The organism is Bradyrhizobium sp. SZCCHNR1051 (assembly GCF_032489615.1).
In the GTDB taxonomy this organism is placed as follows: domain Bacteria; phylum Pseudomonadota; class Alphaproteobacteria; order Rhizobiales; family Xanthobacteraceae; genus Bradyrhizobium.
In genome coordinates, this window is the sequence record NZ_JAUEYJ010000013.1 from 71,454 (window position 1) to 94,585 (window position 23,132).

Sequence of the window (23,132 nt, forward strand, 5' to 3'; positions counted from 1 at the left end):
GGTCCCGATCGGCGAGCGGGGGACAAGACCCATGCGCGTTGCTGCATGGGCTATCCCGGAGTGCCGCGCCTGGACGGCTTTCTCCCATCCAGCCCGCGCGCTAGAACAGCCATCCGTCACCACGGAGCTCCCCATGACCGATCTCTGGCGCCTGCCGGCTGCCGACCTCGCCGCCCTCATCAAGTCGAAGCAGGTCTCCGCCCGCGATGCCGCGACCGCGGCGCTGGCACGGCTCGATGCGGTCAATCCCGCGATCAACGCCGTGATCGACCATCGCCCTGAGGACGTGCTGCAACAGGCCGACGCCATCGACGCCCGCCTGGCGCGCGGTGAGGACCCGGGGCCGCTCGCCGGCGTGCCGGTGACGATCAAGGTCAATGTCGACCAGGCCGGCTTCGCCACCACCAACGGCCTCAATCTGCAGAAGGACGCGATCGCGTCGGCACACAATCCGGTCGTCAACAATCTGGTGAAGGCGGGCGCGGTGCTGCTCGGCCGCACCAACACCCCCGCAGTGTCCTATCGCTGGTTCACCAGCAACCTCATCCACGGCCACACCAAGAATCCGCGCGACCCCGGCATCACGCCGGGCGGCTCCTCGGGCGGCGCAGGATCGGCCACTGCGGCGGGCATCGGCCACATCGGTCATGGCACCGACATCGCCGGCTCCGTCCGCTATCCCGCTTACGCCTGCGGCATCCACGGCCTGCGCCCGACGGTCGGCCGCATCCCGGCCTTCAATACACAGTTCCCCGAGCGCCCGATCGGACCGCAGATCAGCGCCGTCTCGGGTCCGCTCGCCCGCACGATCAACGACGTCAGGATCGCGCTGGCGGCGATGTCGGCGCGCGACGTCCGCGACGTCTGGTGGATGCCGGTGCCGCTTGAGGGCCCGCCGCTGCCGAAGCGCGTCACTCTCTGCGTCAACCCGGACGGGCTGAACCCGGTGCCGGAGGTCGTGGCCGCCTTGCGCGATGCCGCCAGGCGGCTGGAAGCCGCCGGCTGGACCGTCGAGGAGATCGCGGACACGCCGCCGATGCAGGAGGCCGCGCTGCTGCAGACCCGTCTCTGGCTCGGCGACGGCTACGAGGCGCAGCTCGCGGCGGCCGAGAAGGAGGGCGATCCCGGCGCGCTGGCCTGCCTGCGCGGCGTCAGTGACAAGGTTCACCCGTTCGACCTGTCGCAGACGCTCGCGCGCCGCGCCGCGCTGACCCGGCAATGGCTCCTGTTCATGGAGCAGCATCCGCTGCTGCTGATGCCGGTGTCGGGCATGCTGCCGTTCGCCGATCAGCTCGACCGCAAGGACGAGGAGTCGTTCCAGCAGGTCTGGCACGCCCAGCTCACGCAGATCGCGATTCCGTTCTTCGGCCTGCCGGGCCTGACGGTCTCGACCGGCATGGTCGGCCGCGTGCCGGTCGGCGTCCAGCTTGTCGGCCAGCGCTTTCGCGAGGACGCGTGCCTTCTCGCTGGCGAAGCGATCGAGGCTGGCGGTACCCCGCCGTCGCCGATCGATCCGGTGCTGGGCTGATGGCCGGCATCTATGATTTCACCGCCACCTCGCTGAAGGGCGAGGAGGTGCCGCTGAAGCGCTTCGAGGGCCAGGTGCTGCTGATCGTCAACACCGCCAGCGCCTGCGGCTTCACGCCGCAATATCGCGGCCTCGAGGCGCTGCACCGGGCCTATGCTGACAGGGGCTTTGCCGTGCTCGGATTTCCCTGTAACCAGTTCGGCGCCCAGGAGCCCGGCACGGCCGAGGAGATCGGCGCGTTCTGCGCCGGCAAGTACGACGTCACCTTCCCGCTGTTCGCGAAGATCGACGTCAACGGTGCGGACGCGCATCCGCTATACCGGTTCCTGAAGGGCGAGAAGACGGGCCTGCTGGGCTCAGCGATCAAGTGGAATTTCACCAAATTCCTGGTCGATCGCACCGGTCACGTGGTGTCGCGCCATGCGCCGACCACCACGCCCGAGGCGTTGAAGAAAGAGATCGAGGCACTGCTGTGAGCGACAACGAGACGACTGCGACCCCATTTCCTGACCGGCTGTCGGTCGATCCGAAGAGCCCCTATTACAATGCGGAGATCCTGTCGCGCGACGTCGGCATCCGCTTCAAGGGCGCCGAGAAGACCAATGTCGAGGAATACTGCATCAGCGAAGGCTGGATCCGCGTCGCCGCAGGGAACGCCAAGGACCGCCACGGCAACCCGCTGACCATCAAGGTCCACGGCCCGGTCGAGCCGTATTTCAAGGATTGAGGCGACTGCGCTGCGGGCCTCTGGTGGTCGTATCCGCCAACCTCTGGCCTCAGCGATGAGGCAAACCGCCAACCCAGGACTGGTCATGCCCGGGCTTGTCCCGGGCATCCACGTCGTCATTCCAGGCGCACGACATGGATGGCCGGGACAAGCCCGGCCATGACGGTGTGGAGAAGGGCGGGGTCGAAGCAGCTTTAGCACCCGCGTCGCGATGGGTAATTTAGAACGTTGGTCGTAGATATTTGAGCGTCGTTCAAAATTATATTGAACGTCGCTCACATTCCGCTACACTCACCCATATCGGCCCCGTCGGCACCGGTCCCGACGCGCGACGTCCCCAGGCGTTTGCGCGATCGGACCCCTGCGTGCCATCTCCGGCGAGGTCACAGAGGGTGAAGACGATGTCCTATTCGGAACAGGATCTGCGCGCCGCCGCCGGGGCCGGCGCGATCGGGCCCGACGAGTTGCAGCGGTTGCTGACCTACCTCGAGCAACAGGCGAAGGCGGGTCCCGCGCCGCACGCCAAATTCGATGCCGCGCATCTGCTCTGGTACGCCGGCGCGCTGATCGTCATCGGCGCCATGGGCCTGTTCTCGACCGTGGCGTTCTCGCAGATGGGCGGCCGCGCCCTGACGGCCTGCGCGCTCGCCTATGCCGTGGCGTTCGGCCTCGCCGGCAATCACCTCTGGCATCGCGATCTTCGCGTCCCCGGCGGCCTCCTGATCGCCATCGCCGTCTCGATGGCGCCGCTCGCCGTCTACGGCATCCAGGCCGAATTCGGCTGGTGGGGCAAATTCGGCAAGCCCGGCACGGTTCATGACTTCTACGTCTGGATCAAGGGCAGTTGGCTGTTCATGGAGATCGCCACGATCGCGGCGGGCGCGATCGCGCTGCGCTTCTATCGCGTGCCCTTCATCGTCGCAATCATGTCGGTCGCGCTGTGGTTCATGTCGATGGACCTCACGCCCTGGATCTTCAACGTCAGCCATTTCGACTGGGAGATGCGCCGCATCGTCTCGATCTGGTTCGGCCTCGGCATTCTCAGCGTGGCGTGGATCGTCGACTACAACAGCCACAGCCGCGACTTCGGCTTCTGGCTGCATCTGTTCGGCCTGATGGCCTTCTGGGGCGGCGTCAGCGCCACCGAAGGCGCGACCGAGCTGGGCAAGGCGATCTACTGCCTGCTGAACGTCGGCCTGCTCGCGATCGCCGTCATCATCGTCCGCCGCGCCTACGCCGTGTTCGGCGCCATCGGCATCACGATGTATCTCGGCCACCTCGCCGACGTCGTCTTCAAGGACTCGCTGCTGTTCCCGTTCGCACTGTCGCTGATCGGCATCGCGGTGGTCGCGGTGGGGCTGGCGTATCACCGCAAGCAGAAGGTGATTGCGGAGTGGCTGGCAGCCAATCTGCCGCCGGCGGTGCTGCGGCTGCGGCCAATCCGCGTGATGAGGTAAGAGTCTAATTCTGTTGGTTAAGTGCGTAGAATTCGCCACCGGCGACGGAACGTTCTGAAAGTTCTATGCAGCTTCACCGAGACTCCGCTAGAAAGGAAGGCCGACATTGTCGAGGAAGAATGTCGCCTACTCCAGGTTGGCAGAATTTGTCGACCGCGAGGGGAGGGAGACCGAGCGGCGGCATCCACTGAGCTTGCAATGATGCTATTGCGGGAAAAATTTCTCCCGCGCTTAAATTGTGCGGAGGCGGTCAATGAATACTCTTCCGCTTTACCTGCTCTATAACTTGATTTTCCATTTGGTTGCAGTCGAGCGCGACGGCGAATTCCGCGTCAGTGTTCTTCGATTGTCATCGCCAAACGATGCGGCAAGAAAGGTGTTGAATGTAGGGCCGTCCCTTAGAGATGAAGATCGACGGGTAATGGAGGTTATAATCCTTACCGGCCGACAGCTTCTCAGCTATTTGGAGCTGCCAGCGACTGAAATTGCCGTGATGTATCTAAATGAGCTTACGAACAAGACCGACGTCCACTACGAAGATTTCGTGGCGCGAGCGCGCGCCATCCATTCAGCCTTGTGGCGAGAGCTGGCTGCTGTCACCTCGTATCTACCTTCTGCTGAGAAGGTCGCCACAGCGAGCAAAATCAGGATTGAGTGCGAAGCATCTTTCGTGGCGATGCCAGCTGTAAAGACGGACATCCTGGCGGGCTTACAATGTTGGGTTCTGGATCAGAATGATGCTAGTGTTTTTCACATGATGCGCGCTATGGAAATCGGAGTGCAAGAATTTGCAAAGCGAATTGGCGTCAAGATCGTTCAAGTGAATCCAGGTAAGCACGTTCGTGAGCTGACTTGGGGGCAAATACTAAATGCGATGAGTGGGCCAATAAATGCCCTTCCGCAGGGCACTATCAAGCAAAAGAGACGCGCGGAACGGCTGAAGGCGGCTCATTCATACCTCTACGGGGTGAAGGACGCATGGAGGAATCCGAGCATGCATCCTCGGGCGAGTGGATATAATGACGCAGAGAATCTAGATATAATAAATCAAGTGCGAGCGTTCTTGCGCGAGCTGAGTCAAAAGTAATCGTTAGTTGCGACGGTGCGTGAAGCTTGCCGTCTTTGACTGATCGCCGGAGCTGCTTCGCCAAGATCGACCGCTTCAATCGCGCCGCCTATCGGGGCTGCGGAGAGGGATGATTGATGCGCGCATCGGCTCCCCTCCATTGTAATCCCCGCAGCGGATCCTTCAGGCGCGAAATATTTCCCACCGTGTGTCGGGAGCGGGCCGGTCTGCGTCGTCCTTGGATGGACAACTCCTGCACACCTGCAGCGAGCCGTCAAATTCGAACCTGGAGTTATTGCCATGAGGATCACCGTCCAAACCACCGTTGCAGCGCCGATCGATCAGGTTTGGCGTGCCTATACGACGCCGGCCGACATCGTGAAGTGGAACGCGGCCTCCGACGACTGGCATACGACCAAAGCCACGGTCGACCTGAGAGAGGGCGGCGCTTTCTCGTCGCGGATGGAGGCCAAGGACGGCAGCATGGGTTTTGACTTCGCCGGCACCTACACCAAGATCGTCGAGCACAAGCTGATCGAATACGCCTTCGGCGACCGCAAGGCCGAGGTCCACTTCGAGCCCGGTCCGAATGGCGTTGTCGTTCGCGTCGTCTTCGATGCCGAAACGACCCATTCGATCGAGCAGCAGCAGGGCGGCTGGCAGGCCATTCTCGACAGCTTCGCGCGGCATGTGGAGGCGAAACGCAAGGCGTCGTGAGGGCGAGGGGGCCGAGGTCCCGGCGGGCGCCGCGAGCGGCGCCCGAATCTTTCACCTTGACAAATTCCGAAAATCAGCAATGATGCGCCCATCCTGTCCTTTTCGCAGAGGGGCGTACGCGTCGTCACGAACGTCGGGGCAGGGATGCGGTGGCCGTGGAGGTGCTGGTAGACGGCCGGCGCCTTTCGCGGACGGAGAAGTCGTGTGGTCCTGGCCTCTCGACGCTGAGGTCTGCGCAACGCGCCAAAGGCGCGTTGTCGCAAAATGGGGGCAAGAACGCCGATCCCCAGGGAGAGCACGAAGGACACCGTTCAAACCATCGCGCAGGGAAGGCCGGAATGCACCGGTCGAACCTGTGGTTCCTGCCCCGTGCACTTTCTCTCGCACGGGGGCCATGGGTTGCGGCCAGCACCCGGTCTTCCCTGCGCCCTCTGTATTTGATGAGGGTGACGTGTTTCGCAGCACTCGGGCGTCAGGCGCCGCGAGGCCGCGGTCGCACGTCCTCCAGCTGTTTGAGATGTGAAAGCGGTTTTCCTACAGCGTCGTCCCGGCGAACGCCGGGACCCATACTCCGCGGCGGATGTGGGACGCGAGGTCTAACGACGAGTCCGCCCCAAATCACGTCCTGGGGTTATGGACCCCGGCGTTCGCCGGGATGACACTGACTTTGTGGTTCGCGTGGTTCGTCCCATGCGCCGTATAGGGGACCAATTACGACGACAGCCGCATATCCAGCAGCCGCCGGCCCTCGGCGCGCAGCAGCTTCTTGACCGCGCTGGAGGCGACGACCTCGCCGTCATTGGCATAGGCTTCGTGGTTCTTCTCGATGTCCTCGAGCCGATACAGATAGTTCACCATCACGGTCGCGGATTCGCGCTGGCCCTTGGACGAGAGGTCGCCGAGCCAGTTGATGCGCTCGAGCCTCGCGCCGTTGCCGAGGTGGAAGCGCGCGACGGGATCGATCACCTTTCCCTTCGACGTGCGCGCCCTCAGGAAGTAGTGCGCGGCGAGCGGCTCGATCACGGGGCGCAGCTCGGCGGACATCTCGGCGTCCTCGACCCAGCGCGGCTCGTTCAGGAGCTTGAGCACGTTGCGATCCTCTTCGGTCGCATCGGCCGTCGACTTCAGCCAATTCATGAAGCCCGGCACCGGCGACAAGGTCACGAAGGTGTCGAGCTTCGGCAGCTCGCGCCTCAACTCCTCCACCACTTGCTTGATCAGGAAGTTGCCGAACGAGATGCCGCCGAGCCCGCGCTGGGTGTTGGAGATCGAATAGAACACGGCGGTGCGGGCGCGGTCGGCCGGCACCGGCGGACGGTCGACCGCGAGCAGCGGCGCGATGGCGCCGGGGATCGTCTCGGTCAGCGCGATCTCGACGAAGATCAGGGGCGCGTCGGGCATCGCCGGATGGAAGAAGGCGTAGCAGCGGCGATCGACCGGATCGATGCGGCGGCGCAGATCGTCCCAGTCGTGGATCTCATGCACCGCCTCGTAGCGGATGATCTGCTCCAGAATGTTCGCCGGCGTCGACCAGTCGATCTTACGCAGCACGAGAAACCCCCTATTGAACCACGAGCTCAAGAGATGCACCACGTCACGATCGAGCGCGGCGAGTTCCGGATTGGCCTTCAACAGATCCAGGAGATCGGTGCGCATCGCCACCAGCTCGGGCGTGCCGCCCGGCGCGCGGTTGAGCCGGCGGATCAGCTCCTGCCGGCGCGGCTCGGAGGCGAAATGCAGCGCGCTCGCGCCCTCGTCCGATGGCGCCGCGCGCCAGTCGTCGATCGCCTTGGCGAGCCTGGCCTTGTCGGGCCCGAAATCATGGACCAGCGCGGTGAAGAACGCCTTGCGCCCCTCGGGGTCGAGATCGTGATAGCCGTCGAGCACGTCGCGGGCCATCGCCGTGCCCGAGGCCTCGCCGGCGCCGGACACCAGCGCCTCGCACAGCTCGGCCAGGCTCGTCGCATCGTGCTTCTCGGCAGGGGCGCCGCCGCCGCGCAGCAGCGTCCGGCCTCGCTCGGAAATTGTGGTGATCAGGTCGGTGAAAAAGGCATTGGCCATCTGATGTCGGTCGAATCCCAGAGCGTGATGAAGGCGATGTTACATGGATTTATGGCAAAGCTGGTCACATTCAAACATAACAAATCGTCAACGCCGCCGTCGCGGCGCGCATATGCGGCCGGCGTGTCATGCACCTGTCTGCTCCGCGAATTCGGTCGGAGTGCGGCCGGTGACCTGCCTGAAGGCATGCGAAAACGCCGGCACGCTGGCATAGCCGAGATCGGCGGCGAGCTGCTTGACGGAGAGGTGACGGTCGGTGGACAGCCGCTCGATCGCGGCGGCGATCCGGGCACGCTGGCACCACGCCTTGAAGCTCAGCCGCGTCTCCGCCGCGAACAGCCGCGACAGGGTGCGGGCCGAGCTGCCGACCTTGCCCGCCAGGGTCGCCAGGTCCTCCTCGCTCGCGGGAGAGGCGAGGACGAGCTGGGCGGCACGGCGCGCGCGCGGATCCTGCGGCAAGGGGATGAAGGTCGAGGAATCCTCGGCGCGGCGCAACTCGAGCAGAGCGAGCCGCACCAGCAGCGCCGTGCGCTCGGGCCCGCCGGCCGCCGCGAACAGCGCCAGGATCGCCTGATGCAGCAGCGGCGAGACCTGCACCACGAACTCGCGGTCGAGCCGCGCGCCCCGTGTCTCCCGCTTCAGCCAGTCCAGCTCGAAATACAGCGTCCGCATCTGGCTGTCGGCCAGCATGTCGATGGCGTGGCCATGGCGCGCCGGCACCCAGACCGCGCGGTCCGGCGGCACCAGCCAGCGTCCCCGCGGCGTCGTCACCTGCATCGTGCCGCGCGAGGCGTAGATCAACTGGGATTCGCGGTGCATGTGCGGATCGAGCCGCGCGCCCTTGTGATAGAGGCGCGCGATCAGATGGACGCCGGGCTCGGTCGTCACCCGGTCGGCGCCGAGCGGCTTCAATGGCGTGTCCACGACGGTCATTGGCGGCTTCTCGTTGGTCGCGTCGACTATAACCGATCCGTCAGGAATCGAGGACAGCTCCCATGAACAGCGCCCGCCGCATCATCGGCTTCGTCAACGCGGCCCATTTCATCGACCATTATGCGATGCTGATCTTCGCAGCCGCGGTCATCATCATGGGCCCGGCGCTCGGCATGGCCTATGCGGACCTGCTGCCCTATGCGACGCCGGGCTTCGTCGCCTTCGGCGCCGGGTCGCTGTTGACCGGCTGGCTCGGCGACCGCTGGAGCCGGCGGCACATGATGCTGATCTTCTATCTCGGCATCGGTCTGTCGATGATCTCGGTCGGCCTGGTGCAGACGCCGTGGCAGCTCGGCGCGGCGCTGCTCGCGATCGGGCTGTTCGCCTCGATCTATCACCCGGTGGGAACCGCGATGCTGGTGTCCTACGCCGACCGGCTCGGCCGCGACATGGGGCTGAACGGGGTGTTCGGAAATCTCGGCGTCGCCTCGTCGGCGCTGGTCACCGGCGTGGTCGGGCAATATCTCGGCTGGCGCTTCGCCTTCATCGTGCCCGGGGTGATCACGGTGGCGATCGGCGTGGTGTTCGCGCTGTCGGTCGTGCATGAGGACCGCCGCGGATCGAAGCAGGCCGCGGCGCAGGCCCGTGTCGCGCGCGACCAGATGTGGCGCGTGGTGCTCGCGCTGCTGCTGGTGGTGATCGCGATCTCCACGACGTTCAACGCGATCACCGTGGCGCTGCCAAAGCTGTTCGCGGAGCGGCTGGCCGGGTTGACGCAGAGCCCGGCGCTGCTCGGCGTGATCGCGGCCGGCGTCTACGTGTTCGGCGCGATGACGCAGTACACGATCGGCCGCCTGCTGGATCGCCACGCGCTGAAGACGATCGCGCTGCCGCTCTCGCTTGTGCTGGCGCCGCTGCTCTACCTCGCCGCCGATGCGCGCGACTGGGCGCTGATCGTGGCCTCGATCGGCATCGTGATGGGCGCGTTCGGACAGGTCACGGTCAACGACGCGATGGTCGGCAAGTACACGGCGGAGGAATGGCGCTCGCGCGCCTATGCGGTGCGCTATTTCATCGGCTTCACCGCGGCAGGCGCCTCGGTCGGCCTGGTCGCCTGGCTGTATGAGCGCGGCGGCTTCGTCACCATGCTGCAGGCGTTCGCCGCGCTGGCACTGGTCGCGATCTTCGCCGCGCTAATCCTGCCGCCGGAGCTGCCGGCGGCGCAGCCGGCGCTGCAGGAGGCGCCGGCGGAGTGAGAATGCGATCCACCCAAATTTTCCCAATTGCCAGGCACGCGCTGCCGGCGCAGCCTGGGCCGATATGCGCGTGCTGATACTGATGAGATCTGATTGGCCACCATGCAGGCGACCGCGGTGGCGACGAGAGATTGAAGCACGACACCATTGAGGATCGATCGATGATCAATCGCTTCAGGAGAATGCTGGTGCTCGGGATGGTCGCGGCGGCCGGCCTTGCTGCAACGGAGGCGCTGGCGCAGAGCGATGCGCAGCGCAACGCGATCAAGTCGGCATGCCGGTCGGACTACATGGCGAAATGCGCGAACGTACCGCCCGGCGGCGCGGCGGCGTTCCAATGCCTGCAGAAGAACATCGCGAGCCTGTCCTCATCTTGTCAGACGGCGGTCAAGGCGCTCGAGCCTGCCGCGGAGACCAAGCCTGCGGCAGAAGCCAAACCCGCGGCAGAGGCCAAGCCTGTCGTGCAAGCCAAGCCGGATTCGGCGCCACCGGTCGAGAGCAGGCCGGCCGCCGCCGAGGCGAGCAAGCCTCCCGTCGAGCCTCCGAAGGTCGCGGCGCAGCCGGCCGCGTCCGTCCCGGCCGTGCCTGCCCAGTCCGCCACGGCTGCGGCCAAGCCGGCTGCGTCGGCGCCTGCGGTCAAGCCGAGCGAGGCGCAGGTTGCCGCGATCCGAAGTGCCTGCGGCTCCGATTACCGCAAGGTCTGCAGCAGCGTGCCGCCGGGCGGCGCGGCGGCGCTGCAGTGCTTGGAGCAGAACAAGGCCAAGGTGTCCGCTCCCTGCGCTCAGGCCATGGCGGCTTCGAGCGGTGGTGCCGCGACGACCGGGGCATCGACGGCGACTGCGGCTGTTGCCTCGCCCGCGGCGACAACCACCGCTGGACCAGCGGCGCCGGCGCTGGTGTTGCGGCCGCTGCGGCCGCTCGAGGAGTTGCGCATCGTGAGGGCGGCGTGCGGCGCGGACGCGCGGGCGTTGTGCAGCGGCATCGAGCCGGGCGGCGGCCGGATTGCGCAGTGCCTCGCGGCCAATGCCGGCGCGCTGACACCTGGCTGCAAGGGCATGCTCGCGCAGTTTGCGGCCAATCGCTGATGCAGGGTGGCTGCCGCCGTTCACAGTTACCACCGCCGTGCCCGCGAGGACGCACACGAAAGCGAATCCACCCAAATTGTCCCAATTGTCGGGCGGGGAAGTCCCAGGCAAGGTCGCGACGGGGTGGATATTTGACCAATCAGATCATGATCAGGAGTTTGAAGATGAGCGCCATTGTTTCACGTGCCATTATTTCCACGCTGTGCGGATTGTTCATCCTGGCGGCGATGCCGTTCGTGTCGATGTCGGATGCCAATGCCGTGGTCTGTGCTCGCGGCGTCGTGCGGGCCGGCTGCGCCAGTGCGGCGGGCGCCGTGGTGGTTCGCAAGCCGCCGGTGGCGGCCGCGGCGTGCCGCACGGTGATCGTCAATGGCGTCGCGGTTCGCCGCTGCGTTTAAGCGACGCTTAATCGGTTTTCGGTATCGAGTTATTTGAAACCGTAATTGCGACGCGCAAGTTTTGCGCGTCGCATGCTGCTTTGCGTGAGCGAGGTAAGCTGTATTTAACGGTGCTCCCGGCAAGGTGCGGCTCGTATCCAACTTGCAATCCAATGGGAGAGGGCCATGGCGATTTGGCGCTGGCTGCGTGACGCAGCCCTGGTAGCTGCGGTAGTCACGTTTGCCGGCCACGCCGCGGGCGCAGCCGGCTTGAAGGAAGAAATCGCGCCGACGGGCAAGCTTCGCGTCGCCATTGCCGTTGGCCCCGCCGGCGGTGCGTTCTGGTGCGTCAAATCGGACAACGGCTATTCAGGCGTTCCGGTTGAGCTCGGCAAGGCCATGGCCGCGCAGGTTGGCGTGCCCGTCGAGTTCGTCGAGCATCCGAATTCCAATGCGATCACCGATGACGCTGCGCAGGGCGTCTGGGATGTGGCGTTCATGCCGAAGGACGCGGAGCGCGAAACCAAGGTCTCCTTCGGTCCGGTCTACGATTCGGTCGAGACCACCTTCATCATCCGCGCCGGTCTCGACGTTGCCAACATCGCGGCGCTGGACCAGGCAGGCACCGAGGTTGCGGCCATCAACGACACGACCGTGCTGCGCGGTGCCAAGGCCTTCCTGAAGAAGGCGACCGTCACCGGCTTCAAGTCCTACGAGGAAGTCTACGCGCTGCTCAGCGCGGGCGAGATCGACGCGCTCGCGCTGGCGCGCGATCAACTGAATCTCATCGCCAAGCAGATTTCCGGCACCAAGGTGCTCGCCGAGACCTTCAAGAAGACGGACACCGCGGTCGCGGTGCCGCTGAAGCATCCGCAGTCGCTGGCCTTCGTCACCAAGTTCATGACGGACTCCAAGGCGAACGGCCTGCTCAAGAAAGCCTACGGCGCCAACAATCTGAGCGAATCGACTTTGCTCACCCAGTAGGCGCACCGACGCTACCTGCCGAACTCTCCCACGCCACAGGCGGGGAGAGCCATCGTCTCAGCCGGCGCGCTCTATCGTCAGTTCGGGGCCCGCCTCACGATCGGATCGAGGCCGCTTTCCGCGATGACATGACGCGCATCCGGTGATTGCAGGAACTTGATGAGCGCCTTGCCGGCCTCCGGCTCCTTGGCGGCCGTAGCGATGCCGGCGGAGAACACGGTGATCTTCTGCAGTCCGGCCGGCAGCGGCCCGACGATGTCGATGCCCTTCACCGGCTTGAGCTCGCTGATCTGCTGAAAGCCGATCTCCGCTTCGCCCTGGACGACGATCTCGCCGACGGGAGTGGCCGGAATCATCCGCGCCTTGCCTTTCATCTCGTCCTTGATGCCAAGCTTGTCGAACATCTCGGTCGAGACGTAGACGCCGCTGGCGCTGTCCGAATAGGCGATGGTCTTGGCGGCGATCAGCATGCGTCTCACGGCTTCCGCGTTCGAAATATCGGGATGCGGCGTCCCCGACTTGACCGCGACGCCGATCGGCGAGTTGGCGAGGTCCGCGCGGCTGTCCGGCATCACCTTGCCCTTGGTGGTGAGATCGCTGAGCGCGTAGCCCACCATGATGAGGACATCGGCAGGTTCGCCACGCTCGAGGCGAACGGGAATCGCATTCGTTGTCGTTCCCATCGACGGGCCGTAGGCAATCGTGACCTTGTGACCCGAGCGCCGCTCGAACTCCGGCACCAGGGATTTGAACGCAGCGGTCATGCCGCCGGAGATCATGACGTGGACATCTGCGGCCTGGGCCGCGGTGGTCAGGAGGAACGCGGCCGAAGCGGCGAGACCGATGGTGCGGAGATGGGGCGAGAGTATCATGGCAGGCTCCGAGGCGAACGGCTGGAGGCCGGGGGCGCTTTGGATAGCCCGGCCTTGCCAGGAAGGCCAGCGCCGGCGTCGGCGCATACGGCCGTCCCTGCAATGCGTCTCGCTTGCGGCGTCACTGTGTTAGTAGTGTGGCGAGGCTGCTCGCCGCCACCTCAGCCGGCCTGATAGGCCGGCGCGGATGCGAGAAAGTCGTTATACGCGTCCGCATCGGGCGGCGTGAACATCTCGGCCAACGGGTTGCGCCGTCGGCGCTGGGCGCCAATGTCCGCAAGCAGTTCGTCGAAATGCTTGAAGTGATAGGGCGCGACGCAAAGTCCGCCATAGACGCCCGCGGCAGGGCGCTCGATCCGCTTGAAATGCAGCATCATCTCGATGTTGTCGCGCATCTCGCGCTCGCTCGGCTGATGCGCCAGCTGCTTGTCGGCATACCGCACCAGCCAGTTGGCGGCCATGTCCGCACAGAGCACGGTGCAGAAGCTCGAATTGAAGCCGACGAAGCCCATGTCGGGAAGATCGGGATTGGCGATCAGCCGATAGAGCCGGTACTGTCCGTCCGGATCGACCAGCCTGGCGCGGTCGGCAGCCGACAGGAACGGGACCCCGAGCTTGTAGCCGATGGCGAGGATCGCGACGTCGGCCGGAATTCGTTCACCGCCGCTGGTCACGATGGTGTTCGGCTCGTAGTGGCCGAAGGTGCCGTAGACAGCCTTGATCCGGCCGTCTGCGACCATCGGGAAGAAGTCGGGCGTCGCGATCGGGACGGAGCAGTTCACGCCGTCCTCGATCCTGCCCTTCGGCACCATGTTGCATTTGGCGAGCATCAACTGCGTCTTGAGCAGGCTCTCCAGGCCGCGCCAATTGGCCCAGACGAGCGGCTTGGCCAGCAGATGGGCAAGGCGCGAGAGCGGGCCGATGCCCCAGCTTGGGAACATCTGCTCCTGGGCGCGGATATAGAGGATGCGCTTGAAGTTGATCAGACCGCCGATGAAGTAGGGAATGCGCCACACCGCTTCACGAAGCACGATCCTGACCGAGCGCGCGCCGGAGCGCACGGCGTTGACCGCGATATCGGTTGCCGATTTCGAGCCGCCGAGGACTACCACGTCGCGTCCCCTCGTGAGCGCGGCATCGTTGTATTTCGAGGAATGCAGGATCAAGCCGCCGGCGGCCGCGAACTGATCTTCGCCGGCAAGCGACAACGTCTGCGGCTCGTTGAACTGACCGGTGCAGACGGCGACGAAATCGAAATCCTCCCGGCTCGTTCGGTCTCCGATCTTGAGGTCGAGGCTCCATCCAGGCTTGCCGTCACTGCGGCGCTGCATCGCAAGGACGGTCGTGTTCAACCGCATCAGGCGGATGAGGTCGTGGGACTTCGCGTAGTCGGCAAGATAGGCATAGACCTGCGGTCCCTTCGGCCATTCGGGATAGTGATCCGGCATCGCCTTGTCGGTGTAGCGATAGAGCTCCTTGGGGCTCTGCGTCTGCACGTCGGGATAGGATCGCGCGGGCTCCCAGACGCCGCCGAGATCGGCGCTCCGCTCGACGATGGTGACGTTGTGCCCGCGGGCGGTGAATGCTTTCGCTGCAGCCAGGCCGGAGACGCCGGCGCCGATCACACAGACATTCTTTCGATTGATCATGGGACCTCCTTGTTGTCGGGCGCGCGGCCGCGCACCCGCCGCGCCGCAAGAGCCCGCAAGAGTTTGATGGTGACGAAGGTCGCCCGGCGCGACCGAGATGTGCGATGCCGACGGACAAGCCAGCTTCGAAATCAGGGCGAGAAGGATCTCGCCGATCGCATGTCGTTCAGGCGCAGCCGTTGCTCATGCTGCACGCACCGGGCCGATAGCGATGATCGCGCGCCGTCCGTACCGCAACAATTGAGGAGCGCTCGCCGGGCCCGGCGCTGCCGCCTAGTCGTTGGCCTCGGGCGGCAGGAAGTCGACCTCGTGCTCCGCCGAGATCCGCACCACTTCGGCCGGGTCGGCGAGATTGTCCAGCATGTTGAACAGCGCCTCCAGCTTCTGCATCGGCGACACCCAGAACAGCGCGCGCGCCGGCTTGTCGGATTTGTTGAAATAGCCATGCGGAATGCCGCGCGGCATGCGCACGAGGTCGCCGGCATTCGCCTTGACCCAGACGCCGTCGAGCTTGAGGTCGAGGACGCCTTCCTGCACCAGGATGAACTCGTCCTGGGTGGGATGAACGTGAACCGGCACGAACTGCCCGGGCTCGCTGTTGGTCTCGAAGGCGAACGTGGAGTCGGTGACGGCCTTGGGATAATAGAGCTGACCCAGGATATTCCAGGTCTTGCCGGCATAGCCGGTACCTGCGCGCGTGATGCCTTTTTCGAGTGTGATCATGGCGGATCTCCTTGCTGCACGCATGGGAGGATCAAGCCGGGGCGACGCCAAGTCTATCCAGAAAACGAATCTCTCGACGTCAGTTGCTAATTATTATAGGTTTCAAACGATCTCGACGGACGATGTAGGCCATGACTGCAGGTGCAGCCGCTGATCGTAGTTGGAAGTCACCGGCTGAGCCGCGGCTTACAGCCTATGGCCGTGTTGCAACGCACGATGTCGATGAGGCCGCTGAACAAATAGGCCGCATCTTCTGTCCGCATGGGCTGCAACCGGAGGCCGATACTGCGCGCGATTTCCTGGCTCTGCATAATTGTGCGGCATTCGATGGCTTTTCCATCAACTACGTCGCCTATGGCGGTGCGGTAACCATCGATCCCGGCTGTCTCGACCGCTTCTTCCTGCTGCAGCTTCCGCTGGCGGGGACCGCGCGGGTTTTCGCCGGGGCCGGCGAGGTCGCCACGGCGCCAGACCATGCAGCATCGCTGCTGTCGCCGACATTGCCCACGCGGATGGTCTGGGACGCTTGCGCTCAGTTGATCCTGTTGCTCGACCGCCGTCTCGTGGAACAGCGCGCCGCCGCGCTGTCCGGGCGCGCGGTGCAACCGATCGAATTCGATCCCGCGATCGCGCTGTCGGGATGTCATGGCTCGCGGCTCCGGGCTCACATGCTTGCGCTCGCCGACCTCGCCGAGCGTCTCGGCGGTGGGCGCGGCCTGCCATCGGTTGCGGCAGCCAATTGGCGCGAGACGCTGCTGGACATTCTGTTCGAGCAGCCGGGCAATGGCCTGGCGGAGGCGATCAGGCTGCATTCCGGCCGGGTCGAGACGCTGCCGCAGGCCGTCCGCCGGGCGCGTGATCTCCTGGCAGCGCACGCAGCCGAACCGCTCGATCTGGCACAACTCGCGGCGTCGTCAGGAGTGGGGATCCGGGCGCTGCAGGGCGGCTTTCGCCGCCATTTCGGGATGTCGATCTCCGACATGCTGCTCGACATCCGGCTGGCGCGGCTCAATGCGCAATTGATGGCGGCTCCGCCGGAGGCGCGGATCATCGACATCGCCTTCGACCTCGGCTTCACCCATCTCGGGCGGATGGCGGGTGCCTATCGCGACAAGTTCGGGGAGGCGCCGTCGGCGACACTGCAACGCGGCCGCTTCACGAATTGACGTGCACGAAATCCCGCAGCAGCGGATAGATCTCGGTATTCCACTTCTTGCCACTGAACACGCCGTAATGGCCGACGCCGGCCTGCATGTGATGGACGCGGCGATAGGCACGTACATTGGTGCAGATGTCCTGCGCCGAGAGCGTCTGTCCGATCGAGCAGATGTCGTCGCGCTCGCCTTCCACCGTCATCAGGCCGATGCGCCGCACGGCTTTCGGATCGACGGGACGGCCGCGATGCATCAGCTTGCCCTGCGGCAGCAGATGCTCCTGGAACACGTCGCGCACGGTCTCGATGTAGAACTCGGCGGGAAGGTCCATGACCGCGAAATACTCGTCGTAGAACGTCTTGATGGTCTCCGCCTTCTCGACCTCACCCTTGGCGAGATGATTGGCGAGATCCATGTGCTGTTTCACATGGCGCTCGAGATTCATCGACACGAAGGCCGTGAGCTGCACGAAGCCCGGATAGACCTTGCGGAAGGCGCCCCTGCACTGGAAGGGCACGTAGTGGATCAGGTTGTCCTCGAACCAGTCGATCGGCTTGCTCTTGGCGAACTCGTTGACCTTGGTCGGCTGGATCCGCGTGTCGATCGGTCCGGCCATCAAGGTCAAGGTGGCGGGGCGCGACGGATGGTTGTCCTCGCACATCACGGCGGTGGCCGCGAGCGCGGAGACCGACGGTTGGCAGATCGCCACCATGTGCGACCGCGGACCGAGCTGGCTGAGAAAACTGATGAGATGATCGGTGTAGTCTTCCAGCCCGAAGCGGCCATGATCGCGCGGGATGTCGCGCGGATTGTGCCAGTCTGTGATATAGACGTCGTGGTCTTGCAGCAGCGTCTTCACGGTGCCCCGCAGCAGCGTGGCAAAATGGCCGGACATCGGTGCGACCAGCAGCACCTTGGGCTGATCCGGCGCAGCGTCCTTCTTGAAGTGCAGGAGCGAGCCGAACGGCGTCTTGAACGTGACCTCTTCGGTGACGGCGAGCTCGCGGTTGCCGACCGTCACGCTGTCGATGCCATACGCCGGGCGAGCGTAGGTCAAGGCCGCGCGGGAGATCAGCTCGAGCGCGGCGGACAGACGCCGCATGGCGCGGCTGGATAGCCCTGATGGGATCAGGTTGAGATAGCGCATGGCGGCTGCTGCGCTCTGGCGCCACGGCTCGGTCAGGTCCATGTGGTTCTGATAGGCTTGGTACAGCAGCGCCATCGCGTCCGATCCATTACATGCATTGCTGTATGCAATATCGGAGCCAGAGTGGCCGAGGCTTGCCTGAAAAACTGGCATGTCGCTTGCTCGCTGAAATCTCGACGTATCCGGCTCCGCGCATGATGCCGCTCGCACGAGCGGCACGATGGGCGAACGACAAGCGGCAAAGCGGCAAGAGGGTAGGGGCGACATGGCCAAAGCGACGTTGACCATCAGCAGCAAGAATTACTCGTCGTGGTCGCTGCGCGGCTGGCTGCTCGCAAAATTTTCCGGGCTCGATTTCGACGAGGTCGTGGTCGGTCCGGACGACGCATCGGCGCGCGCCGAGATCCTGCTGCTGTCGTCCTCGATCCTGGTGCCGTGCCTGCGCCACGATGGTGCGACGATCTGGGATACGCTGGCGATCGGCGAGTATCTCAACGAGACCTTTCCGGAGGCGGGCCTACTGCCTGCCGACCGCATTCAGCGCGCGCATTGCCGCTCGATTTCGGGCGAGATCCATTCCGGCTTCACGACCCTGCGGGCGTCGCTGCCGGTCAATCTCAAGGGTCGCTTTCCGGGCTTCAAGGTCTGGACGCGGGCGCAGGCCGACATCGACCGCATCTGGGCGATCTGGCGCGACTGCCTGGACAGATCCGGCGGCCCATTTCTGTTCGGTCAGCGCGGCATGGCGGATGCGATGTATGCGCCGGTGGTGACGCGGTTCGTGACTTATGACGTGAAGCTCGAGCCGCAGCTCAGGGCCTATGCCGACCTGATCATGGCGCTGCCGGAGATGCAGCAATGGATCGAGGCCGCCAAGGCCGAGCCAGAGGAGATCGAGGAGCTGGAGGTCGAGTACTAGGGTCCTGCCGTCAGCGGCCCGTGCCCGCGGCACTTTGCAGCCGCCGGCTCCGGCGAGAACGGCTCATGCCACGGGCAGGTGCTGCTCAATTTGAAGCCGGATCTGCGTCTTCGCGGCGCGTGGCGTGAGCTGTCAGCACGTCACCATTGCCGTGTGGCGTCGGTCAAAACCCGGTTGTTGGCAATCGGTTCGGCCCGCGAAGGCGCGCCTGGCCTGCCGATCTTTGCGTTGCAAACGGGGCGTGGCGTGGTTTTCGCATGGCACAATCCGCTTTCGGACGTGGTGGCCTCTGTGGCCGATCGATGGGCCGCAACGGTCGCCGATGTCGGGATCAACCGGTGGAGGCCGTCATGAACCAGCATGCAGTGGTGACCAAGTTCTCGCACGTGAAGCCCGACGACACCGCCTACACGGGCGGCGGGTTGCGCGACTTCTTCCTGTATCGCGATCTGGGCATCGCCGACGCCACCGGCGGGCAGGTGATCTGCCACCTCGTCAAGGCCAATCCGGATTGTCCGCCGGTGGATGGCACCGGCTGGCATCGCCATGATTGCGATTTCCAGATCGTCATCATGATGAAGGGCTGGGCCCGCTTCATGTACGAGGACAAGCCGACCCTGGTGAAGGCCGGCGACGTTGTGCACCAGCGTCCCGGCATCGTGCACTACCTCTACGATTATTCCCCTGACATGGAATATATGGAGATCGTCAGCCCGGCCGACTTCAAGACGGTCGAGATGCCGCCGGCGACCGACAACGTGCCCCCGGTCACGCCGTGGACCTGAACGCCTGAGCTCCTTCTCCGTTAATCTTTAGCATCCGGTTGCGGCATGCGGCCGGAGGCTTCTCCTCACGATGTGGTGCGTCGTCTCCATTGTGTCCGACATCTAGCGTGAACAGATCGCGCACCAGATGCGGCATCCGATTCGGACGCGATTCGTTCCAGCAGCGTTCCAAGGATTAAGACTGCAAGGCAGCGCCGTCGCATTTTGAAACACGGCACGCGCGCTGCCTGTCTCGCGCCTTGGTGCTCTACATTGCCCCTTGCGACCGATCCGGCGCCGGTCCATCACCCGCGAGGGGAGCATCGATCATGACCTTGACCACATTGGCTTGGCTCGCGCTCGCGGCCTATGGCGCGCATATTCTCGAGGAATACACGTTCGATTGGCGCAATTGGGCGCGTGCGGTGATGAAGCTGCCGGTCGAGTGGAGCGACTTCTACGTGACGAACGCGCTGGTGGTCGTGCTCGGCGCGGTGCAGGCAGAGCTTGCCGAGACATGGCCGCCGGCCGCGCTCGCCTACGCAGCGCTGATGATCATCAACGCCATCTTCTTCCACATTCTGCCGTTCCTGCGCAGTGGAGGCAGATTCTCGCCGGGGCTGGCGACGGCGCTGATTCTGTTCTTTCCGATCGCAATTGCGATGTGGCGGCGGGCGTGGGGTGACGGTGTGCTCGACGTTGGAACGGCTGTCCTTGCGGTCGTCACCGGCGCGCTGCTGATGGCCTATCCGGTCGTGATGCTCAATCTGCGTTCGAAACCGTATTTTCGGCAAGACCGGCCCTGAGCAGAACTCAGGGCCCGGTGTAATCAATAAGACGAAGCGCGATCGGCAACGAAGCTCGGCTGCGGACGGCGTCCGTTGCGCTCATCAAATCGAGCGCGCGGGAAGCGCCAGCCGATGACAGTGGCTTCGAGCGCGCCGCCGGATTCCTTGTTGTGCCATTTGCCATCAATGTAGAAACAGGGGAACGGAAGTTGATAGGTGCCGCTGTGATCTTCGCACAGCACCTCGACCGTCTGCCCCGGCGGTGGCTCACCGCTGCCGTCGAATTGCGCCAGCCGTTTTTCGCGCGTAGCCATTCTGTCCATCTCCCTAAAAACGGGTCCCGGCCGGAACTTCAATGCGCGATTGAGGTCTCAGTATGGTATCAATCAGGAAACTCCGTCAGTTCCACGCAAAATCATGTGTTGGGCAAGCAAATGAGAAAATTGTGATGCGAAAATTCGTTGCCGCGCGAATCATCTTTGCCGCGAGCGTGCTCGCGTTATGTGTGAGTTCTGCCGGACATGCGCAGGATATTCCGGGCATCGAAATCTGCACTGCAGAAAAGGCGATGGATCGACGGACATCATGTCTGCAGAGCAATATCGATTTCCTGCAGAAAACCATGACCAAGCAATCGCTCGATCAGCAGCAGAAGCTCGATGCGGCGAATCGCCAGATCCAGGCGCTGAAGGCCGCGCTGATCTCGCAGCAGGGTCTGATCGACGAGCTGAAGGCGTCCCAGGCGAAGCTCGCGGACGAGCTGAGGAAGAAGGCCGATGCGCCGGCTGCCAAGGACGCGGCGCCGGCGAAGCCGACCAGCAAATAGCACGGTCCGCAGCGCAATAACGATCAAGCGCACGTGGATCTCCGCGCGCAGGATCGGGCGCTTCGATAGGAGAGAAGCGTGTCCACCAACCCGGCCCAGAAGGCACTCTGGTTCATCGAGAGTCATCTGTCGGCGCCGTTGACGTTGGATGACGTGGCGGCCATCGCTGGCGTGTCGCGCTTCCACATCGTGCGCGCGTTCGCGGCGGCGACCGGCGTCTCGGTGATGCGCTATGTCAGGCTGCGCCGTCTCAGCGAGGCGGCACGGGCTCTGGCCTCTGGCGCACCCGACATTCTCAGTCTCGCGCTTGAGGCGGACTACGGCTCCCACGAAGCGTTCACGCGCGCGTTCCGCGACCAGTTCGGCGTCACGCCGGAATCGGTGCGCGCCAACCCATGCCTCGATGGCCTTCCGCTTCAGGAGCCGATCATGATGGACCAGACCCCGCTCGACGATCTCGCCGCCCCGCGCTTCGTGACGGCCAAGCCCCTGCTCGTGGCGGGCGTCTCCGAACGCTTCAGCCACGACAATGGGGCCGGTATTCCGGCGCTGTGGCAGCGCTTCCACCAGGTGGTGCACGAGATCCCGGCTCGCATCGGAGATGTCGCCTACGGTGTCTGCTGCAACGGCGACGATGCCGGAAATTTCGACTACGTGGCAGGAGTCGCGGTGACCGACTTCTCCGACCTGCCGCGCAGCTTCGCCAAGGTTCGGATTCCCGCCGCGACCTTTGCCGTGTTCGCCCATCCGGGCCACGTCTCGACCATCCGCCGCACCGTCAACACGATCTGGAATCACTGGCTGCCGCAATCGGGCTGCACGGTCGCCGACGCACCGAGCTTCGAACGCTACGATCAGCGCTTCGATCCGAGGACCGGTGATGGCGGGTTCGAGATCTGGGTTCCGGTGATTCGCTGACCTCCGCCGGAGGCGCCCCGGATTTGTGTCGAGACGCTGCAGGCCAGCCCTGCGGCGCCGGACCCCGCCGATTGCTTGGCAAGCAGCGGCACGTTTGCGATAACCTCACGCCTAACAACAATGCGCCGCAGCGCGGCGACGAAAGCGGGAGGTCGTCCGATGTCCGACATGCGCGTGCTCGCCACCGATCTGGAATTTCCGGAAGGGCCCGTGGTGATGCCCGACGGCTCGGTGGTGCTGGTCGAGATCCGCGGCAAGCGCCTGACGCGGGTGTTTCCCGACGGACGCAAGGAGGTCGTGGCGCAGATTCCGGGCGGGCCGAACGGCGCAGCCCTCGGGCCCGACGGCAAGATCTACATCTGCAACAATGGTGGCTTCTCCTGGATTCCGACCGGCAAGATGATCATGCCGGGCCCGCAGCCCGAGGACTATCTCGGCGGCTCGATCCAGCGCGTCGATCTGCAGAGCGGCAAGATCGAGACCGTGGTCAGCCGCTGCGGCGAGCATGAGCTGCGCGGGCCGAATGACCTCGTATTCGACCGCCATGGCGGCCTGTGGTTCTCCGATCTCGGCAAGCGCCGCGCCCGCGACATGGATGTCGGCGCGTTCTATTATCTCAAGCCCGGCATGAGCGAGATCGTCGAGGCCGTCCACGGCATCCTGCCGGCCAATGGCATCGGGCTGTCGCCGGATGAGAAGACCGTCTACATCGCGGAGACGCCGACCGCGCGTCTCTGGGCCTACGATCTCGCCGAGCCCGGCACCGTGAAGCCGCGCGAGGTGATCTATCGCGGCGAGCGCGGCCGGCCGATCGCGGGCCTCGGCGGCTACCAGATGTTCGATTCGCTCGCGGTCGAGGCGAACGGCAATGTCTGCGTCGCCACGCTGGTGACCGGCTGCATCAGCGTGATCGCGCCCGACGGGACGCTGGTCGAGCAGGTGCCGACCGGTGACCGCGTCACGACCAACATTGCCTTCGGCGGTCCCGAGCTGAAGACGGCCTACATCACGCTGTCGGGCAGGGGTGAGCTGGTGGCGATGGACTGGCCGCGGCCGGGCCTGCCGCTGAATTTTCTGAACAAGTAGGACAGCTGGGCATCGTCATGACGCTGCGCGGATGATAACGAGCAACGTAGAACGTTCTCGGAATTGCTCCTCATGGTGAGGAGCGCCGTAGGCGC

24 protein-coding genes are annotated in these 23,132 nt (G+C 64.6%); 17 read left to right on the forward strand and 7 right to left on the reverse strand.

Annotated features, from left to right (window positions below; translation table 11 throughout):
- Positions 1 to 133: 133 nt before the first annotated feature.
- From QW868_RS17430 to QW868_RS17455, 6 genes are all read left to right on the forward strand, one after another.
- Positions 134 to 1,528, forward strand: a complete 1,395-nt coding sequence (locus QW868_RS17430) for an amidase family protein (RefSeq protein ID WP_316231040.1) — start codon at positions 134 to 136, stop codon at positions 1,526 to 1,528.
- The gene (locus QW868_RS17435) at positions 1,528 to 2,004 is read left to right on the forward strand and encodes a glutathione peroxidase (protein ID WP_315725519.1); all 477 of its coding nucleotides are present in this window, start codon (positions 1,528 to 1,530) and stop codon (positions 2,002 to 2,004) included. The genes QW868_RS17430 and QW868_RS17435 overlap by 1 nt, the downstream gene beginning before the upstream one ends.
- Positions 2,001 to 2,255 (forward strand): DUF3297 family protein, encoded by a 255-nt coding sequence (locus QW868_RS17440; protein ID WP_315718031.1) that lies wholly within the window; start codon positions 2,001 to 2,003, stop codon positions 2,253 to 2,255. Before QW868_RS17435 ends, QW868_RS17440 begins: the two co-directional genes overlap by 4 nt.
- 401 nt (positions 2,256 to 2,656) lie before the next feature.
- Complete coding sequence (locus QW868_RS17445; RefSeq protein ID WP_316231041.1) at positions 2,657 to 3,712, forward strand: hypothetical protein; 1,056 nt, start codon at positions 2,657 to 2,659, stop codon at positions 3,710 to 3,712.
- A gap of 253 nt (positions 3,713 to 3,965) precedes the next feature.
- Positions 3,966 to 4,799, forward strand: coding sequence for a hypothetical protein (locus QW868_RS17450; protein ID WP_316231042.1), 834 nt, complete (start codon positions 3,966 to 3,968; stop codon positions 4,797 to 4,799).
- A gap of 279 nt (positions 4,800 to 5,078) precedes the next feature.
- Entirely contained in the window at positions 5,079 to 5,495 is a 417-nt protein-coding gene (locus QW868_RS17455; protein ID WP_316231043.1) for an SRPBCC family protein, read from the forward strand.
- A gap of 711 nt (positions 5,496 to 6,206) precedes the next feature.
- On the opposite strand, the gene QW868_RS17460 is transcribed toward QW868_RS17455, so the two are convergent.
- Complete coding sequence (locus tag QW868_RS17460) at positions 6,207 to 7,556, reverse strand: malonyl-CoA decarboxylase (protein ID WP_316177136.1); 1,350 nt, start codon at positions 7,554 to 7,556, stop codon at positions 6,207 to 6,209.
- 126 nt (positions 7,557 to 7,682) lie between these two features.
- Positions 7,683 to 8,489 (reverse strand): helix-turn-helix transcriptional regulator, encoded by an 807-nt coding sequence (locus QW868_RS17465; RefSeq protein ID WP_316231044.1) that lies wholly within the window; start codon positions 8,487 to 8,489, stop codon positions 7,683 to 7,685.
- A 62-nt stretch (positions 8,490 to 8,551) separates the two neighbouring features.
- On the opposite strand from QW868_RS17465, the gene QW868_RS17470 reads away from it, so the two are divergent.
- The 4 genes from QW868_RS17470 (at position 8,552) to QW868_RS17485 (ending at position 12,191) form a co-directional block, all read left to right on the forward strand.
- Positions 8,552 to 9,745 carry an MFS transporter gene (locus QW868_RS17470; protein ID WP_316231045.1) on the forward strand — a complete coding sequence of 398 codons (1,194 nt, stop codon included), beginning with the start codon at positions 8,552 to 8,554 and terminating at the stop codon, positions 9,743 to 9,745.
- Between the two features lie 161 nt (positions 9,746 to 9,906).
- The gene (locus QW868_RS17475) at positions 9,907 to 10,830 is read left to right on the forward strand and encodes a hypothetical protein (protein WP_316231046.1); all 924 of its coding nucleotides are present in this window, start codon (positions 9,907 to 9,909) and stop codon (positions 10,828 to 10,830) included.
- A 164-nt stretch (positions 10,831 to 10,994) separates the two neighbouring features.
- Entirely contained in the window at positions 10,995 to 11,228 is a 234-nt protein-coding gene (locus QW868_RS17480; protein WP_316231047.1) for a hypothetical protein, read from the forward strand.
- Between the two features lie 165 nt (positions 11,229 to 11,393).
- Positions 11,394 to 12,191, forward strand: coding sequence for a transporter substrate-binding domain-containing protein (locus tag QW868_RS17485; RefSeq protein ID WP_316231048.1), 798 nt, complete (start codon positions 11,394 to 11,396; stop codon positions 12,189 to 12,191).
- Positions 12,192 to 12,268: 77 nt separating this feature from the next.
- On the opposite strand, the gene QW868_RS17490 is transcribed toward QW868_RS17485, so the two are convergent.
- From QW868_RS17490 to QW868_RS17500, 3 genes are all read right to left on the reverse strand, one after another.
- Entirely contained in the window at positions 12,269 to 13,063 is a 795-nt protein-coding gene (locus QW868_RS17490; protein WP_316231049.1) for a substrate-binding domain-containing protein, read from the reverse strand.
- Between the two features lie 161 nt (positions 13,064 to 13,224).
- Positions 13,225 to 14,712: an NAD(P)/FAD-dependent oxidoreductase gene (locus QW868_RS17495; protein ID WP_316231050.1), complete on the reverse strand. Its 1,488-nt coding sequence runs from the start codon at positions 14,710 to 14,712 to the stop codon at positions 13,225 to 13,227.
- 273 nt (positions 14,713 to 14,985) lie between these two features.
- Positions 14,986 to 15,435: a cupin domain-containing protein gene (locus tag QW868_RS17500; RefSeq protein ID WP_315718048.1), complete on the reverse strand. Its 450-nt coding sequence runs from the start codon at positions 15,433 to 15,435 to the stop codon at positions 14,986 to 14,988.
- Positions 15,436 to 15,566: 131 nt separating this feature from the next.
- On the opposite strand from QW868_RS17500, the gene QW868_RS17505 reads away from it, so the two are divergent.
- Positions 15,567 to 16,601: an AraC family transcriptional regulator gene (locus QW868_RS17505; protein WP_316231051.1), complete on the forward strand. Its 1,035-nt coding sequence runs from the start codon at positions 15,567 to 15,569 to the stop codon at positions 16,599 to 16,601.
- On the opposite strand, the gene QW868_RS17510 is transcribed toward QW868_RS17505, so the two are convergent.
- A complete protein-coding gene (locus QW868_RS17510) occupies positions 16,591 to 17,811 on the reverse strand; it encodes a polyhydroxyalkanoate depolymerase (RefSeq protein ID WP_316231052.1) in 1,221 nt (406 codons plus the stop codon). The genes QW868_RS17505 and QW868_RS17510 overlap by 11 nt on opposite strands.
- Positions 17,812 to 18,001: 190 nt before the next feature.
- Between QW868_RS17510 and QW868_RS17515 the strand changes: the two genes are divergently transcribed.
- From QW868_RS17515 to QW868_RS17525, 3 genes are all read left to right on the forward strand, one after another.
- A complete protein-coding gene (locus QW868_RS17515; protein WP_316177122.1) occupies positions 18,002 to 18,655 on the forward strand; it encodes a glutathione S-transferase family protein in 654 nt (217 codons plus the stop codon).
- A gap of 350 nt (positions 18,656 to 19,005) precedes the next feature.
- Positions 19,006 to 19,440 (forward strand): cupin domain-containing protein, encoded by a 435-nt coding sequence (locus tag QW868_RS17520; protein ID WP_315775946.1) that lies wholly within the window; start codon positions 19,006 to 19,008, stop codon positions 19,438 to 19,440.
- Between the two features lie 308 nt (positions 19,441 to 19,748).
- Complete coding sequence (locus tag QW868_RS17525; protein WP_315738615.1) at positions 19,749 to 20,225, forward strand: HXXEE domain-containing protein; 477 nt, start codon at positions 19,749 to 19,751, stop codon at positions 20,223 to 20,225.
- 23 nt (positions 20,226 to 20,248) lie between these two features.
- On the opposite strand, the gene QW868_RS17530 is transcribed toward QW868_RS17525, so the two are convergent.
- Entirely contained in the window at positions 20,249 to 20,521 is a 273-nt protein-coding gene (locus QW868_RS17530) for a hypothetical protein (protein ID WP_315718054.1), read from the reverse strand.
- A 134-nt stretch (positions 20,522 to 20,655) separates the two neighbouring features.
- Here QW868_RS17530 and QW868_RS17535 point away from each other — a divergent pair, with 134 nt between their 5' ends.
- The 3 genes from QW868_RS17535 to QW868_RS17545 all read left to right on the forward strand — a co-directional run bounded on the left by QW868_RS17535 (position 20,656) and on the right by QW868_RS17545 (position 23,037).
- Complete coding sequence (locus tag QW868_RS17535) at positions 20,656 to 21,033, forward strand: hypothetical protein (RefSeq protein WP_316231053.1); 378 nt, start codon at positions 20,656 to 20,658, stop codon at positions 21,031 to 21,033.
- A 78-nt stretch (positions 21,034 to 21,111) separates the two neighbouring features.
- Complete coding sequence (locus QW868_RS17540; RefSeq protein ID WP_315738613.1) at positions 21,112 to 21,951, forward strand: AraC family transcriptional regulator; 840 nt, start codon at positions 21,112 to 21,114, stop codon at positions 21,949 to 21,951.
- A gap of 159 nt (positions 21,952 to 22,110) precedes the next feature.
- Positions 22,111 to 23,037 carry an SMP-30/gluconolactonase/LRE family protein gene (locus QW868_RS17545; RefSeq protein WP_315796681.1) on the forward strand — a complete coding sequence of 309 codons (927 nt, stop codon included), beginning with the start codon at positions 22,111 to 22,113 and terminating at the stop codon, positions 23,035 to 23,037.
- Positions 23,038 to 23,132 lie beyond the last annotated feature (95 nt).